This window comes from Nonomuraea jiangxiensis (assembly GCF_900099965.1).
Taxonomy (GTDB): Bacteria; Actinomycetota; Actinomycetes; order Streptosporangiales; family Streptosporangiaceae; genus Nonomuraea; species Nonomuraea jiangxiensis.
This window is the reverse complement of the sequence record NZ_FNDJ01000032.1, coordinates 98,726-119,505: the sequence shown is the minus strand read 5'-3', so window position 1 is coordinate 119,505 and position 20,780 is coordinate 98,726. Positions and strand designations below refer to the sequence as shown.

At 67.5% G+C, this 20,780-nt stretch carries 16 protein-coding genes; 9 read left to right on the top strand and 7 right to left on the bottom strand.

Features of this window, described 5'->3' with window-relative positions; translation table 11 throughout:
• Window positions 1–3: 3 nt before the first annotated feature.
• Window positions 4–921 (bottom strand): 4-hydroxy-tetrahydrodipicolinate synthase, encoded by a 918-nt coding sequence (dapA, locus tag BLS95_RS45150; RefSeq protein ID WP_090945778.1) that lies wholly within the window; start codon window positions 919–921, stop codon window positions 4–6.
• A gap of 1,640 nt (window positions 922–2,561) precedes the next feature.
• On the opposite strand from dapA, the gene BLS95_RS45145 reads away from it, so the two are divergent.
• The 4 genes from BLS95_RS45145 to BLS95_RS45130 all read left to right on the top strand — a co-directional run bounded on the left by BLS95_RS45145 (window position 2,562) and on the right by BLS95_RS45130 (window position 9,430).
• On the top strand, window positions 2,562–3,278 hold the full coding sequence (locus BLS95_RS45145; RefSeq protein ID WP_090945777.1) for a GntR family transcriptional regulator: 717 nt from the start codon (window positions 2,562–2,564) through the stop codon (window positions 3,276–3,278).
• Window positions 3,279–4,843: 1,565 nt separating this feature from the next.
• Window positions 4,844–5,500, top strand: a complete 657-nt coding sequence (locus BLS95_RS45140; RefSeq protein ID WP_090945776.1) for a JAB domain-containing protein — start codon at window positions 4,844–4,846, stop codon at window positions 5,498–5,500.
• A 2,894-nt stretch (window positions 5,501–8,394) separates the two neighbouring features.
• The gene (locus tag BLS95_RS45135) at window positions 8,395–8,910 is read left to right on the top strand and encodes a GntR family transcriptional regulator (protein WP_090945775.1); all 516 of its coding nucleotides are present in this window, start codon (window positions 8,395–8,397) and stop codon (window positions 8,908–8,910) included.
• 40 nt (window positions 8,911–8,950) lie between these two features.
• Window positions 8,951–9,430 carry a GntR family transcriptional regulator gene (locus BLS95_RS45130; protein WP_090945774.1) on the top strand — a complete coding sequence of 160 codons (480 nt, stop codon included), beginning with the start codon at window positions 8,951–8,953 and terminating at the stop codon, window positions 9,428–9,430.
• Here the strand turns inward: BLS95_RS45130 and BLS95_RS45125 are convergent.
• Genes BLS95_RS45125 through BLS95_RS58595 form a run of 3 tightly spaced genes read right to left on the bottom strand, consistent with a single transcriptional unit; the run spans window position 9,397 to window position 11,743 of the window.
• Window positions 9,397–9,822: an ASCH domain-containing protein gene (locus BLS95_RS45125; RefSeq protein WP_090945773.1), complete on the bottom strand. Its 426-nt coding sequence runs from the start codon at window positions 9,820–9,822 to the stop codon at window positions 9,397–9,399. The two genes, BLS95_RS45130 and BLS95_RS45125, sit on opposite strands and share 34 nt — an antisense overlap.
• 9 nt (window positions 9,823–9,831) lie before the next feature.
• Window positions 9,832–10,854 (bottom strand): hypothetical protein, encoded by a 1,023-nt coding sequence (locus BLS95_RS45120; RefSeq protein WP_090945772.1) that lies wholly within the window; start codon window positions 10,852–10,854, stop codon window positions 9,832–9,834.
• 46 nt (window positions 10,855–10,900) lie between these two features.
• Window positions 10,901–11,743, bottom strand: coding sequence for a DMT family transporter (locus BLS95_RS58595; RefSeq protein WP_281250113.1), 843 nt, complete (start codon window positions 11,741–11,743; stop codon window positions 10,901–10,903).
• A gap of 1,030 nt (window positions 11,744–12,773) precedes the next feature.
• Between BLS95_RS58595 and BLS95_RS45110 the strand changes: the two genes are divergently transcribed.
• The 5 genes from BLS95_RS45110 to BLS95_RS45090 all read left to right on the top strand — a co-directional run bounded on the left by BLS95_RS45110 (window position 12,774) and on the right by BLS95_RS45090 (window position 17,952).
• Window positions 12,774–14,174, top strand: coding sequence for an aminotransferase-like domain-containing protein (locus BLS95_RS45110; protein WP_090945770.1), 1,401 nt, complete (start codon window positions 12,774–12,776; stop codon window positions 14,172–14,174).
• Window positions 14,175–14,552: 378 nt separating this feature from the next.
• Entirely contained in the window at window positions 14,553–15,161 is a 609-nt protein-coding gene (locus tag BLS95_RS45105; RefSeq protein ID WP_176993724.1) for a GNAT family N-acetyltransferase, read from the top strand.
• A gap of 14 nt (window positions 15,162–15,175) precedes the next feature.
• Window positions 15,176–16,051 carry a 1,4-dihydroxy-2-naphthoate polyprenyltransferase gene (locus BLS95_RS45100; RefSeq protein WP_090945769.1) on the top strand — a complete coding sequence of 292 codons (876 nt, stop codon included), beginning with the start codon at window positions 15,176–15,178 and terminating at the stop codon, window positions 16,049–16,051.
• A gap of 73 nt (window positions 16,052–16,124) precedes the next feature.
• Window positions 16,125–17,126, top strand: a complete 1,002-nt coding sequence (locus tag BLS95_RS45095; protein ID WP_090945768.1) for an adenosine deaminase — start codon at window positions 16,125–16,127, stop codon at window positions 17,124–17,126.
• 109 nt (window positions 17,127–17,235) lie between these two features.
• Window positions 17,236–17,952, top strand: a complete 717-nt coding sequence (locus BLS95_RS45090) for a GAF and ANTAR domain-containing protein (protein WP_143044153.1) — start codon at window positions 17,236–17,238, stop codon at window positions 17,950–17,952.
• 11 nt (window positions 17,953–17,963) lie between these two features.
• Here the strand turns inward: BLS95_RS45090 and BLS95_RS45085 are convergent, their stop codons facing one another.
• From BLS95_RS45085 to BLS95_RS45075, 3 genes are all read right to left on the bottom strand, one after another.
• Window positions 17,964–18,497, bottom strand: coding sequence for a GNAT family N-acetyltransferase (locus BLS95_RS45085; protein ID WP_090945766.1), 534 nt, complete (start codon window positions 18,495–18,497; stop codon window positions 17,964–17,966).
• A gap of 149 nt (window positions 18,498–18,646) precedes the next feature.
• On the bottom strand, window positions 18,647–19,384 hold the full coding sequence (gene dapB / locus BLS95_RS45080; protein WP_090945765.1) for a 4-hydroxy-tetrahydrodipicolinate reductase: 738 nt from the start codon (window positions 19,382–19,384) through the stop codon (window positions 18,647–18,649).
• Window positions 19,385–19,394: 10 nt separating this feature from the next.
• Window positions 19,395–20,705, bottom strand: coding sequence for a M16 family metallopeptidase (locus BLS95_RS45075; RefSeq protein WP_090945764.1), 1,311 nt, complete (start codon window positions 20,703–20,705; stop codon window positions 19,395–19,397).
• Window positions 20,706–20,780: the final 75 nt, after the last annotated feature.

Below are 20,780 nucleotides of genomic sequence, written 5' to 3'. Positions count from 1 at the left end.
TATCTATGCGTCTGCCAACTTCACCCCGCCGGCTACCAGGCAAGTACGCAGCTCGGCGATTTGCTTCTCGGTGGCGTCCACGAGCGGCAGCCGTACCGGACCCATCGGGACGCCTACCAGGCTCAGCGCCGCCTTGGCCATGATCGCGCCGCCCGCGCGCAGCATGATGCCGTCCACCACAGGGGCCACCCGGCTGTGGATGTCCAGCGCCCGGGCGACATCGCCACTCCTGTGCAACTGGATCATCTGTGCCAAGTCCGCGCCGACCACGTGCCCGACGACACTCACGAACCCGGCCGCACCCACGGAGAGCCAGGCCAGGTTGAGCAGGTCGTCGCCCGAATAGAAGGCGAGATCCGTGGCCGTCATCACCTGACTGCCCGCGAACAGATCGCCCTTGGCGTCCTTTACCGCCACGATACGCTCATGCTGCGCGAGACGAATCAGGGTCTCGGTGTTGATCGGCACGCCGCTGCGGCCTGGGATGTCGTACAACATCACAGGAAGCCCGGTCGCATCGGCTACGGCGGTGAAGTGCTGATAGAGCCCCTCTTGCGGAGGCTTGTTGTAGTAAGGCGTCACCACCAGCAGCCCGTGAGCTCCGGCACGCGCCGCCTGCTTCGCGAGCTCGACGCTGTGGCGGGTGTCGTTGGTGCCCGCCCCCGCCACCACAGTAGCGCGATCACCGACAGCCTCGAGAACGGCGCTCAGGATCCGCTGCTTTTCCTCGTCGGAGGTGGTGGGCGACTCACCGGTCGTCCCATTGACGATCAAGCCGTCATTGCCTTGCTCTTCCACCAGATAGGTGGCGAGACGTCGCACAGCCACATAATCGACCTCGCCGTCGGAGTTGAACGGCGTGACCATCGCGGTCAGCATACGGCCGAAGGGCGCGTCGGTGGTTCCAGTTGGCGATGCCATAGTGCGAACGCTACCTGGATTCAGAAATCCGTTGGACGTCGCCACCCCGCTTTGCCTGCCTGGAGCCGCTTTTTGCCCCCTTTCGCCAGCATCTCGCCACCCAACCAACCCCCCGCGACCCCATCCCTGGTCCCCCATCCGGCAATTGCCCGGCAAGGATCAAGCCACCACTCCGTCATCCCGACGCTCGGGCCCCACCGCCACAACAGCCCCCGGATCTCGCTCAGTCCCCCCAAAACGCCACGCACGTCCGATCCGCCCGATTTTCTCTCAGTCCAGTTCGTTGTGGGCTCCGCCTGGACGGGAGGTCGCCCGTACTCCTTAACTACACCGACATAAGGACGAACCGCTAACACCACCGCACAGGGCCGTTCCGAACGGGCCGCGCACGAGAGCCGGGCACTGACATCGCACGGCCAGCCTGCACGGGCATCGATGAAGCGATCCCCATGGCACGGCGGTCCAGCGGTGCGTTTCTAGCCGCTCGGTCTCATGCTGCCTGGCAGGCGACGTGCTGCTTCGGTCGTTGATCTATTATGCGGCGGCAATTCACTCCTTGTGGCGGGCCGAGGGCGATCCCGCGCGGGTGCCACGGTGTGGACACGAACGGCTCAGGCCAGTTCAGGTGCCGTGACGCGGGCCAAGGGGCCAGACCGGTGCAGGTGGCTGTGATGCGGGTCGAGGGGCCAGATCGGCGCAGATGCTGTGATGCGGGCCGAGCTGGCAAGCCCAGTGCGGCTGTTGCGCCCCTGACCGGCAACGGCATAGTCTTCGCCACCCGCCTGGCTTCTGGTTCAAGACATAGGACAACCTACGCCGCGAGACATAGGAAACTGCTGCTGTGATGCGGGCACGGGCCAGACTGGTGCAGGTGCCGCGGTGGGTCGGGAGTGGGCGCAGGGAGGTCCCGGACGCCGTCAGTGACGACATACGCCGTGTGCCGCAGTTTGGTTGGGCTTTGCTCGGGCGCCGGAGGGAGGCGGTGGTCCGCCATTGAGCAGAGGGGGCCAATGCTCAGATGCCACAGGACGGCTTGGCTATGGGTCCATGATGACTGGGCTCGGAGGACAACCCTGGTTTGAAGTGCCGCGGCCGACGCATGCCCGCAATCTGGGGGATGTCGCGATCTGGGGGAGCCGGTATCGCCGGTGGGGACGGTGTAGAGGGTTCGGTTGTACGGTGGATCAGCGCCGTACGATGCATGACGCCCCGCGGCCGCGCCCGTCGCGCAACGTCCGCGTCGGGAGGTCGTCCCGATGACCGGCGCCGTCCTCCGCCGACCACGTGCCACGCCAGGCCGAGGGATCGCCAGGCGGGGGCGAGATCGGGTGTGCAGGAGAACGCGTGGCCATGCCCTTGTCACCAGGAGAAGGCGGTGGCGACCAGCGTGAGGGGTCTCAGGACATCCGGTCCATCGCGGGGGCGGGCATTGGAAGAGGTCGCCGATATGTGCTCGGGGGTACACACATCGACGACCTCTACCGGAGAATCGGCAGGCCTTACATCGGCGTTACAGGGTTTCTCTGATAATTTTCCGCCATCGCAAAGTTGGGGCTCCAGCAGTCATCGATGACGGTCGGTTACCTGTCGAATACGGCAACATAGGGCAACGCCTCACACGAACCCCCAGGGATGGACTAGTGGCCACCTCAGATCCGGTCTACCTGCGTGTCGTCGAAGACATTCGGCGACAGATCAACGACGGCTCCCTCCCCCCCGGCGCGCCCATTCCCTCGCGTGCTCAGCTGACCCGCAAATATCAGGTCGGCGAAACCGCCGCCCGGCACGCGCTACGCGTGCTCGCGGGCGAAGGCCTCATCATCGGCCGCGTGGGCTCGGGCCATTACGTCAGGGAGCGCCCCGACCTCACATCGCTTCATCGATGGAGATTCCTCGACCATCCGGCCCCGTTCGCAGCCGATCTGCAGTCCCAGGGCAGACGCGTGACCTGGGACTGGCACAGCGAACCGACCGAAGCGGGCCCTGATCTCGCCAGACGGCTACGCATCGGCGAGTCGACCGCGCTCACCAAAACCCGGTACATCTTCCGTGGTGACGGCAGACCACTGCAGTTGGCCACGTCCTATGAGCCGCGGGAGTTCGCCGCCCATTCGGAGGAGGAACGACGAAGCCTCGTGGCGCGGATGTATGCACACGGTATAAAAATCACCGAAATCGTCGAGAGTGTGCACACCCGCATTCCTCGTCCGGCGGAGAGCGATGCACTCGATCTGGCGGCCGGCGTTCACGTGCTGCACGTCGAACGTACGCACTGGGCGGGCGATCGCCCCGTGGAGACCAGCGACATCGTCATCCCGGGCGATCGCTTCCGAATCACGTACAGCATGCCAGTTTAGGGCCGAGTGTCCCGGGCGAGTACGCCTCCTCGCCCGGGACCTTCAGCCCGGCTGATGCCCGCGCCCGGATCGGGCAGGGGTGGATGCCGCATTTATGCGCATGAGTGCCGTACGGATTCCCGCATGTGGGTGCTTACGGTGACGGTGCGTGGTGATCTGGTCGTTCGCGTCGTCGCCACAGGCTGCCGGAACCGCCACAGTGTTCGTGGGTAAACGAAAGTATTTCATCCGTTCACGCCGTCACGCCGTCACGCCGTCACGCCGGTCACCCGCGCCGTGACACCAGCCACACGACACCACCGCATCGCCCACGGACGCAGATCAGCGATCGCGCGATCGGCCGCGTTGGGTGGGCAGCACCGCGTTGATCATCGATACGCGGCGTCGTATCGTTGGCCCTGTCAGACGGTCTCGGCCGAACGCCGTGCTCATCGCGGATGAGGAGCGCTCCATTGTCCGCATTGGACTCTGGTGGCGCAGGCTTAGCCACCCGCTGGTGCGGGATCGGCCAGCGAAACGAGGGAAGACGCCGGGCCGAGCTGCCGACGAATGCAACTGCCAGCGGGAATGGACGTCCCATGCCGATCTACCGCTGCCGTCCGATACTCCGGCGCAAGCTTCTGGCGCTGGGGCCAGCCATTGGCGCTGCTGAGTCGATGATCGTCGGTACCACGTCCGTCGATCGCTCGTGCCGACGTACCGGGTGAGCGCTGAAACTCTGCTCGCAACAGCGCCCTGGGGTCATGGGCATCGGTGAACGCGACGGCACCAAGGGGTTGCTGGGGTCGGCGATCGTGACGGCGGCCAAGGGGCTGCGGGGGGCCCTTCAATGATGTCGGACGCGGTGTAAGCGCTCAAAGTGCCGACCTGGGAAAGTCGATGTGCTCGTCGTTCCGTGTGTGGCTTGCGGCGGGGCACTCAACGTAGGAAGGCCCGTTCCCAGCGTCGTGCCTCTCGTCGCTTGCGGTCTGCGCAGCGTTCCAGTTCCCTGCCTGTCACATGGACAGAGGCGCGCATAGGTGGAGAATTCGGCGCTGAAGGAGAGGGGGCCACTCCTTCGTAGCGGCAAGCAAGCCGGCTCGTGCTGCCTTGAGGTTGCGCGGCGTGCTGGCCGGGGGTGCCGAGGGATGCCTGCTTGGGCGTCTTGCCGTGGGCGATAGGACAGCCTGTGACCCGCGAGCAGATCCTGCGCCTGGCGCGGATGGGCGAGGCCAGCACCGACAACCTGCTGGCCGCCTTCGAGGGGGCGAAGGGCCAGCCGCTCAGCCGGGTGTTCTGCGCGCTGACCGTGCGTGGACACGTCCGGTCCATGAGCCGCCGGGTCGCCCGGCACTTCGGGTATATGGGGCCTTGGCTTCGGCTCGCCTTCATGAGGTTACGGGGACTGAGGTCGTTAGGGATGGTCGTGCGGACATGGGGGCTGGGGGGTGGTGCGGGTCGCTCCGTCGGACGGGGCTTGCGGCATTTCGTGCATGTGCCGACGAATGGGAGCGGCCGGTTCCGTCGTGAACGTGCAGGTCAGAGATTGTCGGTGGGCGTTGGTAGAACGGTTGCGGAGGTTACCGATGCGAGTCAAAGACCTGCCCGACAGAGACAGGCCACGCGAACGGCTCATGGCCAGCGGAGCCGCCGCGCTGGCGGATTGGGAGTTGCTGGCCGTGCTGCTCGGCTCGGGATTTCGTGGATCGAGCGCCATGGATCTGGCGGCCCGACTGATCGAGCACTGCGGGGATCTCGATGCGCTCAGCCGTTCCGATCCGCATCGGTTACTGACCGTGCCTGGTGTCGGCCCGGCGAAAGCGGCGCGAGTGACCGCGGCTTTTCATCTCGTACGCCGGGCGGATGCGCGGCCAGAACGGGAGCGGATCACCAGCACGTCCGAGTTGGCCGAGTCGTGCGCTCCGCTGCTGCACGGCCGTAGGCACGAGCGGTTGGTACTGGTGACGTGCGATACGCGCGGCCGGGTGCTCAAGCGTTCGGTGCTGACCGAAGGGGGGACTGACCATACGGCCGTGCCGATCCGGGAGGTGATCAGGGAAGTGCTCACCGCGGGTGGAACGCTGTTCGGCCTCGCCCACAACCATCCGGGCGGCTCCCTCGATCCGAGCCCGGACGATCTGGAGGCCACGATACAGCTCGTCCAGGCCGCCGAGACGGTCGGGCTGCGTCTGCTGGATCACCTGATCATCACAGATGGGGCCTGGCGTCGGATCCCCACGTAAACCAAATCGACCGCGGACTATAAACCCAGCGGACATCAAAGGGAATCTTCCCATGTATAGCACCGAACCAGAGTTTTCCAAGGGACGGCCATGAGAATCTAATGGCGCGGGTCAGGGCCGTCTCGGACGTCAGCCGGTCTTTCCTCGCCGTGGCGGGATCCCATGTCCTCCTGGAAGACATGGGATCACGTCAGTGGGTTCGCAACGATCTCAGGCGGGGCTCTTCGCTCACACCGAATCTGGGTGGGGAGCTCCGTCTGGGGTGCCCGATCCCGATTTAAGGGACAAGCTCCTTCCGGCATTCGTGGGACTCGGTCCGGGTTCTGGCTGAATTCGGGGGGAGGTTCTGGCTGAGGTTTCCGGCCGGACTCTGGTGAGGCTCCGTATCCGATTTATGATCAAATGCTGGTGGGTTCCGTCTTGGGTGCCATATCTTGATGCGGCCGGGCGTTCCACCCGGGGTCTTTCCAGACAAGGTAACGACGTGGGGGAACTCCTTTCCGGCTCAGTCGAGTGCCGTGAACCCTCTGACTTGCTTGCTCTCAGCAGGGTTGATTCACTTCGTACGCCCGATGGGACTTACGTGAACTTTGACGGCCTCAGCGTACTTGCTGTCGATGCCGGGCAAGTAGGCCGCGTGATTGCGGCCCAGCGGGAGGGCCACAACAAAGTCGGAGTCACCGGTTGGAATATGCTTCACCTACTGGCTTCTAGAGGCCACAATGTTGTCTGCGGCCATCGCCTTGGGGTCCTTCGGTTCTGTACTGCGTCGTCGAAGGGCAATGCGATGGCCGTCACCATTTCTTGCCGATGCCGTCGCTATACGGTTTCGAGCTCGGCAGTGAGGCATTTAGACTTTCAAGGCGCATAGGGCGTTCTTGTTGTGTGTGTAGTTTTACGCCGATCACGGCGACATCCGACATTTGGGCCATGGATCGGGTTTACACACCGGTGGAGGCTTTTGAGTGGCTCGAGGAACCGCCTAGAGCATCAGGGGGTGGTGTCGGGATCCGGTATGGGGCCCTTGATGATCATGTCCAGTCAACCAAGGAACAGGTCGTCGACGGTGCGGCCGGGGTGGAAGTATTCCGCCATGCCGGCCATCACGGCCGGGAAGCGCTCGCTGATAGTGGCCATGTCGAAGTCCTTCAACGCGTCGGTGTCCGGGCGGGGGCCTGCTCTTCGAGGATGTAGCCGATCGTGAAGCGCTCAACGGTTAGGACGATCATGCGGGCCCTGCGCAAGGAGAGGCCGCGCGCTACCAGGGTGCTTATCGCCAGGTCGGAGATCTTGGCCGTCTTGAGCGACAGCTGGGAGGCGGAGATGACTCGGGCGCCGTGCGTGGAGTGCTGGCCATCGGCGCCGATACGGTGATCAACACGGCTGTCTCCGACGAGGTGCTGGCGCAGGCGTTCATCGACGCCAAGGGCGGACGGCTACGACGTCGTCGTGGACTATCTCTGGGGCTGGCCCAGCGAGATTCTGCTGCGGTCGCTGGTCCCACGGTCGTTCGAATTTCCGAAGTCGACCCGGTTGATCCAGGTCGGCGAGTCCGCCGGGGCTGAGCTCACCCTGGCTGCTGGGAGTCTGCGCACTTCCGAGGTCGAAGTCTGCGGGGCGGCCAAGGGGCTCGGTGGAGAGATCCGAAGGTTACCGGGAGCGAGGCGCCGCAGGAGATGTTCGCGCCATGACGGCGGGGTCTCGTCGAGGGCCGTGGTGGGAGATGGGCTGCTTGGGTGTTTCGGTGTCGTACGGGTGGGTTGAGCATGGGGGTCTCGTCGATACGCGGCCACGTTGGTTGCTATTCGGGCAGTACGTGGCTTTTGGTCAAAGGTTGGTCGGTGACCTCGTTCGTCGACGCGAGGCTGCCCCAGGGCTCGTCATGGGCCTCGCGAGGCTCGTGCACAGTGCAGGTTCGATGGTGGTACTTGTGGGTTCGGGGCCGTCGCCAACCTTCGAGGGCAAGGCTTGTGGGCGGTCTGGGCTTGCGAGGGTGGTGAAGGCCCCGGCAGGTGCCGTGCTGGAGGTGACACCTGCCGGGGCAGGGGTAGCCCACCAATGCCTGTCGCGGTACACGGGTCCAGTTAGTGCCGTCGAATCCCCTTGAAGGCTCGGCTCAGTGGCGGCAGGGACTGAGCCGCGAGTCATGGGGAGTGAGGTTGGAGATCCGGGGGCCGTCAACGATCGCGGAAGGGCCGGCCTCCAGATCGGCTCGGGTGGGCGGCATTCTGCGGGATGGAGGATGGGCGCGCACGGCTTGAGGATCGCACGTAGCCGGAGGTTGCCACGGCGTAGGAGGTTGCAGGCGGTCTCGGGTCAAGTTGGTGGCGGGCACGGCGCCCCGGGCTGGATCTCTGGTCGCGTGCGGCGATTCTTCGGACGAGTGCGCAGGACTCCCCTGGCGTGGCGCCTGATCGTGGGGTGGGAGAGCAGGGGGCCTGGGAATGTGGTTCGTGTGGCGGGGTGCTCCAGGGCGAGGCTGCGGAAGTGGGCTCCGGTTCCGGTTTTAGTTCCGGTTCCGGGTTCCGGTATCAGTTCGGGTTCGGGTTCGGTTCGAGATCTGGCTTTGGGTGGGGTTCCGGCTCTGGTTTCAGTTTTGGTCGGGGTCTTCGGTTCTGTCGCCTCTGTCGATAATCAGTTGCCACACTTTCCTTACCGTCGAGCCAGCCTGATGCTGAATTTCTTTGTGGTCGTTTTCCTTTTCGCGAGGTGTCTTACGAATGAAGGTGATCTTCCTGGCCTGGCATCGTTCGTACACACCAGGCAGTGTCCGGTTGATGGCGATGGATGCCGGTCTGGCTGCTGGTACGTCGGGAGCGTCTTGATCGGCATCCGTATGCACTGGTATGTAGCACGTATCGGTCCGCTCAGGTGAACGTCTTGCCTGAGCGGGCATGTACGGTTTCGTCTATAATCCGAGCGTGCTAGATCGCGAAGGGCCCGTACCTATTTACAAGCAGGTCGCCGACCTGGTCCGCGATCAGATCGAACGCGGCGAGCTCAAAGCGGGTGATCCCGTACCCAGCGAGGCCACCCTGGAGAAGGACTACGAAATCGCCCGGACAACCGCCCGTCGCGTCGCGCGCGAGCCGCGGGAGCGGGGGCTCGTGTACACGGTGCAAGGCGAGGGGACGTTCGTCGGCCAGCCGGGGACACCACGCTCGCCCAGGAAGACGCCGCTTTATCAGAAGATCGCGGAAAACGTCGCGGACAGTATCCAGCGCGGCGAGATCTTGCCGAACCGTTCCATTCCCGGCGAGAAAGTCATGATGCGGCAATACGGCGTGGCGAAGGTGACGGCACGGCAGGCGGTCGCGTACTTGAGGGAGCAAGGGTGGGTCTTCACGGTCCCTTATCGAGGTACATACGTGGCTACCTCTGATAAATGGCCCGTAAATCGGACTCCATAATATCCCTGCCTTTGACGGCGCCGTTGTATACCCTTGAATCGTGCTGAAACGCGAGGGTGACACTTATCTCTATTTGCAGATCAGCGACGTCATCAGGGCGCGCATCCTGGCCGAGCTCTCCCCCGGGGATCTCGTGATCAGCGAAGCGGGGATCCAGCGAGAGTTTCAGGTGGCCCGTACCACCGCGCGCCGGGCCATTCGGGTGCTGCGCAACCAGGGGCTGGTGCATACCCGTCAGGGAGAGGGCACGTTCGTGAGCTCCCCCGAGGACGTGGGGCGGCCGTCGGGGCCGCAGATCCCGCTCTATCGGCACATCGCCGAGGAAATCAGGCAACGCATCAAGGCCGGCGAGTTGCCCGCCTCCCACTCGATCCCGAACGAGGCCACCCTGGTGCGGCAGTTCGGCGCCGCCCGCGAGACCGTACGCCGGGCCGTGTCACTGCTGAGAGAGCAGGGATGGGTCTTCACCGTCCCCCATCGCGGCAGCTACGTCTCGCCCGAGGACCGCTGGCCCGGCTGAGCGACGACCCGAAACCACAGGCAGACCACGGTCGAGTCGTCCGCCACCGGATGGCCCACGTCGGTCCAGAAGCGGCGATGGGTCTCCCGCCAATCGGCCGTCGACCGGAAACCCTCGCCTTCCGCCTCGGCGAACTCCCAGGTGACCTCGGCGAACGGCGTCAGCTCCACCCTGGTTATCTCGATCTCCGCCACGCTCTGGCCGGCGTCGTCCACGAGGATCAGTCGCTCGCCGACCTGCTCCACCTCTTCGCCCTCGGCCTCGTAGTCGAGGGACAGAAGTCCGGCCGTCGCCTGCTTGCGGCCGGACAGCGTCAGGTCGGTGAGCCATGTACGCATGTCGCCGGGAGCGCCCAGCTCCAGGACCCTGAGTCCGTTCCTACGGGGCCACATGCCGCCATGTTAGAAGACCGGGATGATGTCCTCCGGATCGATGAAGTCCACCGGCACGCCCTCCAGGTCCAGCTCCGGAATGGCCGGGAAGGCGATGCCCCAGCGTTCGACAATTGCGCGGACCCGGGCCATGGCCACGCGCCAGTTCTCCGCCTGCTCCTCGTACGACAGCACCCCCAGCCCCGCCTGCCTGGCGTGGTCCATGAGGACGCGGTGGTTGGGCAGGAAGTACGGCGGAAGCTCCCAGAAACCCTCGGGCGGCTCCCAGAGGATCATGCTGAGGAAGACGAAGCCGGCCCGGAGCTGACGCGTGATGAGAGTACGTACGTCGTCCGTCAGGCCGGGCCATTCGTTCTCGAGGATGGTCATGCAGATCTGCAGATGGCGGGACTCGTCCCGGCCGATGCGCTGGAACATCTCGCCGAAGACCGGGTGCTGCGTGCCCGACGACATGCCCCTGAACAGGGTCGAGGCGGCCATCTCGCCCATCATGAAACTGGTGAACAGCACCGGCAGCGAGTACTTGCCCACGGCCGCGTTGTAGCCGTTCCAGTAGCGGCCGCCGTTGTGGTAGAGCCAGCCGATGTTGTTGTGCGCGGCGCGCTCCAGGTCGTCGGACGGGCTCCAGTTGAGCGGGCCGCCCGGCCAGAGTTTGGCGATGGTGCGCTGGCAGCATTCCTCGTGGTTCATCTCGTCGCGGGTGATCGAGAAGAAGCACTTCCTGACCGGGTCCTCTTCGTGCTTCTCGAATGCCTGGATGGTGGCCCGCGCGAACACCGCCGGCCCCGAGGCGTCGAAATTCGCCAGCACTGCGAACCAGTACATGATGCCCAGGCGCTGCTCCCTGGTGAAGTCCTCCGCTCGCAGGCCGTCCCAGGGAAGATCGGCCGGGTTCCAGACCATGCGCTTGGACTTCTCGTAGATGGCGGCGAGCTTTTCGGTCTCCACTCGCCATTCCATCGGGTAGATGTTGGGCTGCGGGATCTCCGGCGCCGGCCAGAACCCGCCTTCGGGGATCGTGAGGTCTGCCATATTGTGACACCTCCCCTCTTATCCTGCGGCGTAGCGTCACGTCATTTCAAGTACGGGCCCGCTGGGTGACGGTTACGCAGATCAGTACGGCCAGGGCGGCGACCATTGTGGTCAGGCCGAATCTCTCCCCCAGCAGGAACCAGGCCCAGAGGAGGGTCAGGAGGGGTTGGATCAGCTGGGTCTGGCCCGCTCTGGCGATCCCGCCCTTGGCCAGGCCCGCGTACCAGGGGATGAAGCCGATGAACATGGAGATCGCCGATACGTAGGCGAGGCCGACGATGGCGTGCGGGGTGGGGGTGAGGGGGGTGGTGAGGGCCAGGACCGCGGTGATGGGAGCCGTGAAGGGGAGCGACAGGACCAGGGTGTGGGAGATCACCTGCCAGCCGGGGGTCTGCCTGGACAGGCGGCCGCCCTCGGTGTAGCCGATGGCGGCTGATACGAGGGCTCCTACGAGGAGGAGGTCGGACCAGGTGGGGGTGCCGTGGCCCTGGGCGAGGGTGAAGGCGGTGATGACCAGGGCGCCTGCCGTACTGGCTGTCCAGAAGAGGGGGCCGGGGCGTTCGGCGGCTCTCAGGACGGCGCAGACGGCGGTGGCGGCGGGGAGGAGGGCTATGACGACCGCGGCGTGGGAGGTGCTTGTGCCGAGGTCCAGGGCCAGGGTGCTGAAGACGGGGAAGCCGAAGACCACGCCCAGGGAGATCAGGGCGTAGGCGGGCCAGTGGGGTTTGGGTGGGAGGAGGGGGCGGCCGGTGGCTTTTAGGCAGGCTGCGGCGAGGATGCCTGCTATGGCGGCTCGGCCGACGGCCACCAGCCACGGCTCGAAGCCTTCCAGGGCGTAGACGGTGCCTGGGAAGGAGCCTGAGAAAGCCAGGACACCGAGGAGGGCCAGGGCTGTGCCTTGGCGGGCTTGGCGGGTCTTTTGGGCTTTGTGGGCCTGATGGGCTTCCTGGGTCCCGTGGGCCTGGTGGGCCTGGCCAGGGGTTGGTGGGTTGGAGGTGGGGGGCTGGTTGGTTCGGGGTGTGTTGCGGTGGGGCTTGCTGGCCGAGGGCTTGGTGGGCTGAGGTGTGCTGCTCTGGGGCGCACTGGGCTGAGGTGTGCTGGCCTCGGGTGCGCTGGCCTCGGGTGCGCTGGCCTGGAGTGGCTGGGCGCCGTTGAATTGCGCCGAGCCGGACCGTTCACCTTCTCGCCGACGCGGCGACCTTTGGAGACCCGCGGTCACGGGATCGGCAGGCGTCCCGACGTCCCGCCCCTGACCAGCGAAATCCGCGGTCGTCCCGACGTCCCGCCCCTGACCAGGGGGATCCGCAGTCAGCCCACCCGGACGCTGGCCGGAGGAGGCCGCGCCCATCCCAACGCCCCGCCGCTGACCAGCGGGATCCGCGGTCGTCGCGACATTCCGCCCCTGACCAGGGGGATCCGCAGTCAGCCCACCCGACCCCTGGCCGGAGGAGGCCGCGCCCATCCCGACCCCCCGCCGCTGATCAGCGGGATCCGGAGTCGTCCCGACAGCCCGCCAATCACCAGCGGGATCCGCGGTCGTCCCGACATTCCGCCCCTGGCCAGGGGGATCCGCAGTCAGCCCACCCGGCCGCTGGCCGGAGGAGACCGTGCCCATCCCGACGCCCCGCTGCTGACCAGCGGGATCCGGAGTCGTCCCGGCAGCCCGCCAACGATCAGGGGAATCCGCAGGCGTCCCTAGTGCAGGCCCTTGGCCAGGGGCACTCGTGGTCAGCTTGGCTCTCGGCGGTTGACCAGAAGGATCCCTAGCGGTCCGCCCCGAAGCTGAGGAATCGCCATCTCTGGTGACAGTGGAGGCTGGTGGAGGTGTCTCCGTCTGCGGTTGGGAAGGGGTGGGGGCTTGGGTTTGTGGGGGTGGGAGCGCTATCTCGGGGGAGGGAGTAGCGCTATCGTGATCTCTCATGGAAAACGATAGCAGTGTCGATCAGGTCGCTGCGATACTGCGTCAGGAGGCCGAGCGGTTGGCGGCGGGGGCGCAACTGACGTCCAGCAGGGAGATCATGCGGCGTCACAACGTCAGTCCCGTGACCGTCTCCAGGGCCATCGGGCAGTTGGCGGCCGAGGGGCGGGTGGTCACCAAGCCGGGTGTCGGGGCCTTCGTGGCTCAGCCGGTCGGCGGGGCGCGGGATGCCGCCGACCTGTCCTGGCAGACCGTGGCGCTCGGGGCCCGGGTGGTGGACGACGAGCCGGTGGCGGCGTTGCTGGGGGCGGTGCCCGAGGGGACTGTGCCCCTGACCGGGGGGTACCTGCGGCCAGGGTTGCGGCCCGACAAACAGCTGGCGGCTGCGGCGGTGCGGGCCGTACGGCGGGCGGAGGCGTGGGCGATGCCGCCGCTTACGGGAGTGGTGGAGCTGCGGAGGTGGTTCGCCGCGCAGGCAGGGGGTGACGTGACGGCGGGGGACGTGCTGGTGGTGAGCGGAGGGCAGGCGGCGCTTACCCATGCGTTCCGGGCGCTCGCGGCACCTGGTACGCCGGTGCTGGTCGAGACGCCCACCTACCCTGGAGCGCTGGCGGCGGCCAAGGCGGCGGGGCTGCGGGCGACGGCCGTACCCATGGACCGGGACGGGGTGCGGCCGGAGCTGCTGGCCGAGGCGTTCGCCGTGACGGGGGCCCGGGTGTTCTTCTGCCAGCCCACGCTGCACAACCCGACGGGGGCGACCCTCCCCGTCGAGCGCCGGGAGCAGGTGCTGCAGGTGGCCAGGGCGGCGGGGGCGTTCGTCATCGAGGATGACTACGCCCATTTCCTGACCGCGCAGGCGCCGTCGTCGCTGGCGTCCATGGACCGGCACGGCACGGTGGTCCATCTGGTTTCGCTGACGAAGATCCTCTCCCCCAGCCTGCGGGTGGCGGCCGTGATCGCCCGAGGGCCGGCCGCTCGCCGGTTGCGGTCCAGCCAGCTGGTGGAGTCGTTCTTCGTGGCCAGGCCGTTGCAGGAGACGGCGCTGGAGTTCGTCGGGTCGCCGGGGTGGCGGCGGCATCTGGCGGCCGTACACGGCGAGATCAGCGCCCGCCGCGACGGCCTGGCGGCGGCGCTGGCCGCGCGCATGCCCGAGGCGGAGGTGCATGTGATGCCCATCGGCGGGATGCACCTGTGGGTGCGGCTGCCCGCCGAGGTCGACGAGCACGCGCTGGTGGAGGCGGGCAAGCGGAACGGGGTGCTGGTGAGCCCGGGGCAGATCTACTATCCGTCCGAGCCGCCGGGGCCGCGGATCCGGGTGACGCACATGGCCGCCGCCCATCTGGCGGAGCTGACCGAAGGGGTGCGGCGACTCTCCCAGGCCCTTGCCGAGGTCTCATCGTGAGAGGCTGCCCGGGGCTGGTCGCGGCCTCGTCATGAAAAGGCCGTCCAGGGCTGGCCGCCATCTCATCATGAGGAGGCCGTCCAGGGCTGGTCGCGGCGACGAGGCCGCGAGGCTTGGTCGATGATCTCGCCTCAGGCGAGGGTCAACGATCTCGCCTCAGGAGGTGGTCGGCGATCTCTCCCGGAGGTTCCCAGGCTGCGGCAGCGGGCTGACGTCTGATGATGTCTTGCTGGGGTACGTGCAGTTATGCGGCGACTGCACCAAGACACGGGGTTACCGGGTGAGGAAGCGGGGTTCGCGTCGTCTCCAAGGGTCAAACACCGATACGGTGTAACTCGTGCCTTGTGGCATGGACGGCAGGCGAAGGAGCGGGCCGAGATGGCAGACGTAGGCGTCCGGGCGGCCCGGCGCGAGGATGTGCTCCAGGTTGCGAACACTCAGATCCGCGCCTGGCGCTACGGTTATCGGGATTTCCTCCCCGAAGGCCCACTCGAGCAGATGACAGGCGCGGCGGCCGAGAAGATGTGGCTGCGCCAGTGGGACGAGGCGATCGTGGCCCCGCCCACACCCATGCATCGGGTGCTGGTGGCGGTGGAGACCATCCTGGACACCGAGGGTTTTCCGGCGCTCGGCGCGGGCGGCAGTGCCGCGCTGACCACCCCACGCGGCGGTGAGCGCGTGGTGGGCCTGGCCTCACATGCCCCCGCCGAGGACCCCGACCTCGACCCCAGCGTGGTGGCCGAGATGCTGACGCTGCTGGTCGACCCGGACTTCGTCCGCCGGGGTCACGGCAGCCGCCTGCTCAACGCCACGGTCGACCACCTGCGCGAGGACGGGTTCCGCCAGATCGTCACCTGGGTGTTCGCCGACAACCACGCGGTGCTCGGTTTCCTGGAGTCGGCCGGTTGGGGCGAGGATATGGCCGAGCGCGTTCTCGACATGGGCCGTCCGATCCGGATGGTCAGGCTCACCACGGATATCAGCTAGAGGTCTCAACGGATATGGCAACACCCGGCCAGTGGATCGCCGGCGCCCGGCCGCGCACTCTCCCCAACGCCATCGTGCCCGTCATGGTCGGCACCGGCGTGGCCATCGGCGAAGATGGCTTCGTGTGGTGGCGGGCGATCCTGGCGCTGTTCGTGGCGCTTTCCCTGCAGATCGGGGTCAACTACGCCAACGACTACAGCGACGGCATTCGCGGCACCGACGACCAGCGGGTCGGCCCGATGCGGCTGGTGGGCTCGCGGGCGGCCACCCCGCCGCAGGTGCTGGCCGCCGCACTGGGCTGTTTCGCGCTCGCGGCGGTGCTGGGGCTGATCCTGGTCATCGTCACGCAGGCGTGGTGGATCCTGCTGGTGGGCGCCGCGGCCATCGCCGCGGCCTGGTTCTACACGGGCGGCAAGCGTCCGTACGGCTACCGCGGTCTGGGCGAGCTGGCCGTGTTCGTGTTCTTCGGGGTCGTGCCCGTGGTGGGCACCGCCTATGTGCAGACCGAGCACCTGAGCTGGCCCGCGTTCTTCGCCTCGATCCCGGTGGGTCTGCTGTCGTGTTCGATGCTGGTGGTCAACAACCTGCGTGACGTCGGCACGGACGGCAGCTCCGGCAAGCGGACGCTGGCCGTGCGGCTGGGCGCCGAGCGCACCCGTACGCTCTACGTGGCCCTGCAGGTCGTGCCGTTCGTGGTGGCGCTGGCGATGATCCCGGTGACGCCGTGGGCGGCGCTCGTGCTGCTCGCCGTGCCGCTGGCGATCCCGCCGATCAGGACGGTGCTGGACAAGGCCGTGGGCCCGGCGCTGATCGCGGTGCTGCAGCAGACCGGGAAATTGCAGCTGGCCTACGGACTGCTCTTCGCGCTGGGCTTGGCTATCGTCTTCTGACGAGCGCCCCGAACCTGTGGATCGATGAGCGCAAGGCCTCTGACGAGCACGAGGACGAGGACGAGGAGGAGCTGTGAAGGACTTCGTCGCCGGGCTGCCCAAGTGTGAGCTGCACCTGCACATCGAGGGCACGCTGGAGCCCGAGCTCAAGTTCGAGCTGGCCGCCCGCAACGGCCTGGAGCTGCCCTACTCCTCCGTCGCGGAGATGCGGGCCGCCTACACCTTCGACAGCCTGCCCTCCTTTCTGACGATCTACTACGAGAGCATGCGGGTCCTGCGCACCGAGCCCGACTTCTACGACCTGGCCATGGCCTACCTGCGCAGGGCCGCCGAGCAGAACGTCCGCTACGCCGAGATCTTCTTCGACCCGCAGGCGCACACCTCCCGCGGCGTGCCGTTCGACGTGGTGATCCGCGGACTGCGGCGGGCGCTGATGGACGCGGAGACGCAGCTCGGCGTGCGGGCGCAGCTCATCATGTGCTTCCTGCGTGACTTCCAGGCCGAATACGCGATGGCGACGCTGCTGGAGTCGCTGCCGTACAAGGAGTGGATCGTGGGCGTCGGGCTGGACTCCGACGAGAAGGGCAATCCGCCGGCCAAGTTCGCGGCGGTCTACGAGCGCGCCAGGCAGGAGGGCTACCTGCTGACCATGCACTGTGACGTGGACCAGGACGACGCGATCGAGCACATCCGCCAGGCCGTCGAGGACATCGGGGTCAACCGAATCGACCACGGGGTCAACATCCTGGAGGACCAGCGGCTGGTGGAGACGGTCCTGGCCCGCGGCATGGGGCTCACCTGCTGCCCGGTCTCCAACGGCTTCGTCACCGGCTCGTTGAAGGCCGAAGGCATCCGCAAGCTCATGGACCTCGGCGTGCGGGTCACGATCAGCTCCGACGACCCGGCGTACTTCGCGGCGTACGTCCAGGAGAACCTGCTCGCCCTGCACGACGCGCTGCAGCTCTCCCGGGAGGAGCTGGCGCAGCTGCAACGGAACGCGTTCGAGATCGCCTGGCTGCCCCGGCACGTCAAGGATGCGTATGTGGCGGAAGTGGATGCCTATGTCGCGGGTTGATGTTCAGATTCTTGCGCGGAAGGGCTAGCGGGAAGACCCCTGGCAAGGGCAGGCTTGCTGCACAGATGGTCCGGAGGAGTGGCCCGACGCACGAGTGCGAAGGAAACCGTTGAACCGGCCTACAGTGCCCACGGACATCGCGGAGTTCGAGCGGGAGCTCGTTGAGAGCGTCTCCATCATCTCTCGGGTGATCCCCGGTCGTCCCATGGTCAGCATCGCCCTGTGTGCCGAGTCCGGCATCCGTACCGCCGCCTGCTCCCACGTGCGGGCCGGTCGGCTCGACGAGTTACAGTCGGCCACCGGCGACGGGCCGGTCCTCGACGCGATCAGCACCGGCCGGCCGGTGACGGCGACGGATCTGGCCGCGGACTCCCGCTGGCGCCGCTTCGCCGCCGACTCCCGGGGGCTCCGCAGCCTGCATTCCGAGCCGCTGGAGTTCGAGGGCGGGCCGCTGGGCGCGCTGACCCTCTATTCCGACGACGCCGGCGAGTTCCCCGACGCGGTACGGTGCAGCCTGCGCGTGTCGGCGGGCCATCTCGAGCTGCTGCTCCGTACGACGCTGGGCGCGGCCCGGACACGTGAGATGGTGGCCCAGCTCAAGGAGGCGCTCGCCACCCGGGCGATCATCGACCAGGCGCTCGGCATCGTCATGGCGCAGCGCCGCTGCACCTCCCACCAGGCCTTCGAGGTGCTCCGGCAGGTCTCCCAGTCCAGGAACGTCAAGCTGCACCAGCTCGCGGCCTCGATCGTGGAGGCGGTCAGCGGGGAGCCGCCGCAGCGGTCGCGCTTCGAGGAGCCCCCGTCGCACTCGGCCGACCAGCCGTGAACGGCACCCCGCTACGGGTGCGCCGGCGTCGAGGCGCCGCGCGCATCGGGGGCCGGCCCGGACGTAGGGGACCCGCGGCGCATCACCACCCGCGGCGCCACCTCGATGCCCAACTCGCGCTCGTGGGCCACCAGCGCGCGTAGCTCCGGCCCCCACTCGGCCTCCGGCATCACCGAGAAGCCGTGCCGCGCGTACCACGGCGCGTTCCAGGGCACGTCCCGGTAGGTCGTCAGTGTCACCGCGGGCGCCCCGGCGGCCCCGGCGTGGGTGATCACGGCCGTCATCAGCCGCCCGCCGATGCCCTGCCGCATGCTGTCGGGATGCACGGCGAGCTGCTCAAGGTGCAGGTTGCCGTCCACCCACCCGATCAGGGCGAATCCCGCCGGTGGCTCCCCCTCGACCAGCACCGGCCCGGGGTCGGTGACCTCTTCGATCATGGTCGTGCCGGGCGGGAACACGATCCCCACCTGCTCGAACAGCCGATCCGCCGCCAGCTCGATCGCTGTCAGCCCGGGGAGCTCTCCTGCCTCCGCCCATCGCACCATGCCGACACGATCCCATGTTTCGGGCGTATCGCGCCGCTCGTATTAGTGTTGATGATCGTAGTCCCGGCTGTGCGGAGCCCGGGACCCTCTCCTCACGACGTGCCCACGACCCACTGGACGGGTGGTGGGCACGTCGTGTGCGGCAGAGGTCAGAGGTCGAGCAGGGGCTCCAGCCCCAGGGTGAGGCCGGGCAGCTCGCGCACCCTGCGCACCCCGAGCAGCACGCCCGGCGTGAACGCCGACCTGCTCATCGTGTCGTGGCGGATCGTGAGGATCTCCCCGTCGCCGCCCAGCAGCACCTCCTGGTGCGCGATCAGCCCGGACAGCCGCACCGCGTGCACGTGAACCCCGCCGACGTCGGCCCCGCGAGCGCCGTCGAGCGCCGTGCTCGTCGCGTCGGGCATCTGGCCCAGCCCGCCCTTGCTCCGCGCCTCGGCCACCAGCTCCGCGGTGCGCCGGGCCGTGCCGGAAGGGGCGTCGGCCTTGTTGGGATGGTGCAGCTCGACGATCTCGACGGACTCGAAGTAGCGGGCCGCCTGCTGCGCGAAGTGCATCATGAGCACGGCCGCGATGCCGAAGTTGGGGGCGATCAGGCAGTTGGTGCCCGGCGAGCCCGCCAGCCACCCCCGCACGGTCTCCAGCCGCCCCTCGTCGAACCCGGTCGTGCCCACCACGGGGTGGATGCCGTGGCCGATCGCCCATTCGAGGTTGCCCATGACCACGTCGGGATGGGTGAAGTCGACCACCACCTCGGCGCCCCTGAGCCCCTCGACGGAGTCGTCCTTGTCGAGTGCGGCCACCAGCTCCATGTCGGTGGCCGCCTCGACGGCCTTGCACACCTCGACGCCCACTCTGCCGAGGGCGCCCAGCACACCTACCCTGATCACAGGGCCAACCCTATCGGACGGCGTCGCCGAAGTCCTTGTCGCCGTACGGGCCGATCACGGCGAGCGTGAGCGGCCGGCTGAGCACGTCGGCGGCCACCTCGGCGATCTCGTCGGGGGTGACGGCCTCGATGCGCGACAGCACCTCGTCCACCGACATCAGCTCGTCGTAGACCAGCTCGTTCTTGCCGATCCGGGACATGCGCGAGCCGGTGTCCTCCAGTCCGAGCACGAGCCCGCCGCGCATCTGTCCCTTGCCGCGCATGATCTCGTCGGCGGACAGGCCCTCGGTCACGACCCTGGCCACCTCGTCCCGGCAGATCTTGAGCACGTCGTCGATCTTCGAGGGCAGGCAGCCCACGTAGATGCCGAACTGCCCGGTGTCGGCGTAGGCAGAGGTGTAGCTGTAGGCGGAGTAGGCCAGGCCGCGCTTCTCCCTGATCTCCTGGAAGAGCCGGGACGACATGCCGCCGCCCAGCGCCGCGTTGAGCACGCCCAGCGCGAACCTGCGCTCGTCCGTACGGGCCATGCCGGTCGTGCCGAGCACCAGGTTGGCCTGCTCGGTCGGCCGGTCGAGCACCCTGACGCCCGAGCGGGTCTCCGCCCCGGGACCGCTGGTGCGCGGGGGCGCGAACTCGGCCGGGCCGGACAGCGCGCCGGCCCGCTCGTAGGCCCTGGTGACCAGCTCGACGACCTCTTCGTGGCGTACGTTGCCCGCCACCGACACCACCGTACGGCGGGGCCGGTAGTAGCGGTGGTAGTACTCGGCGATCCGCTCGCGCCCCAGGGCGTTGATCGAGTCGACCGTGCCCAGGATGGGCCGGCCGATCGGCGAGTCACCATAGAGGGCGGCGGCGAACTGCTCGTGCACGACGTCCGAGGGGTCGTCGTCGTGCATGGCGATCTCCTCCAGGATCACGCCACGCTCTGACTCGACGTCCTCGTCCGTCACCAGCGAGCTGGTCACCACGTCGGCGAGCACGTCCACCGCCACCGCCAGGTCCTCGTCGAGGACCCGGGCGTAGTAGCAGGTGTACTCCTTGGCGGTGAAGGCGTTGATCTCGCCGCCGATGCCCTCGATGGAGGCGGAGATCTCCATCGCGTCGCGGGTCGGAGTGCCCTTGAACAGCAGGTGCTCCAGGAAGTGGGTGGCCCCCATGTGCTCGGGGGCCTCGTCACGCGAGCCGATGCCGACCCACATGCCGACCGCGACACTGCGCACGGTCGGCATGGTCTCGGTCACCACACGCAACCCGCCCGGCAGGACCGTGCGCCTCACCACCCCGGCACCGTCCTTGCCGGGATGCAGCGTGGTGGTGGTCACCGGGCCTCCGTGCCGCGTTTGTCCGTGATCTCCATCACGAGATCTCCTTCACCGGCCACGGGACCGAAGCCCTGC

Bases quoted from the DNA above. Each gene is read 5' to 3' on its own strand.
- BLS95_RS45135 (WP_090945775.1), top strand. From the start codon at position 8,395: ATGTACGGTTTCGTCTATAATCCGAGCGTGCTAGATCGCGAAGGGCCC.
- BLS95_RS45125 (WP_090945773.1), bottom strand. From the start codon at position 9,822: ATGTGGCCCCGTAGGAACGGACTCAGGGTCCTGGAGCTGGGCGCTCCC.
- dapA (WP_090945778.1), bottom strand. From the start codon at position 921: ATGGCATCGCCAACTGGAACCACCGACGCGCCCTTCGGCCGTATGCTG.
- BLS95_RS45110 (WP_090945770.1), top strand. From the start codon at position 12,774: ATGGAAAACGATAGCAGTGTCGATCAGGTCGCTGCGATACTGCGTCAG.
- BLS95_RS45105 (WP_176993724.1), top strand. From the start codon at position 14,553: ATGGCAGACGTAGGCGTCCGGGCGGCCCGGCGCGAGGATGTGCTCCAG.
- BLS95_RS45085 (WP_090945766.1), bottom strand. From the start codon at position 18,497: ATGGTGCGATGGGCGGAGGCAGGAGAGCTCCCCGGGCTGACAGCGATC.
- BLS95_RS45120 (WP_090945772.1), bottom strand. From the start codon at position 10,854: ATGGCAGACCTCACGATCCCCGAAGGCGGGTTCTGGCCGGCGCCGGAG.
- BLS95_RS45100 (WP_090945769.1), top strand. From the start codon at position 15,176: ATGGCAACACCCGGCCAGTGGATCGCCGGCGCCCGGCCGCGCACTCTC.
- BLS95_RS45140 (WP_090945776.1), top strand. From the start codon at position 4,844: ATGCGAGTCAAAGACCTGCCCGACAGAGACAGGCCACGCGAACGGCTC.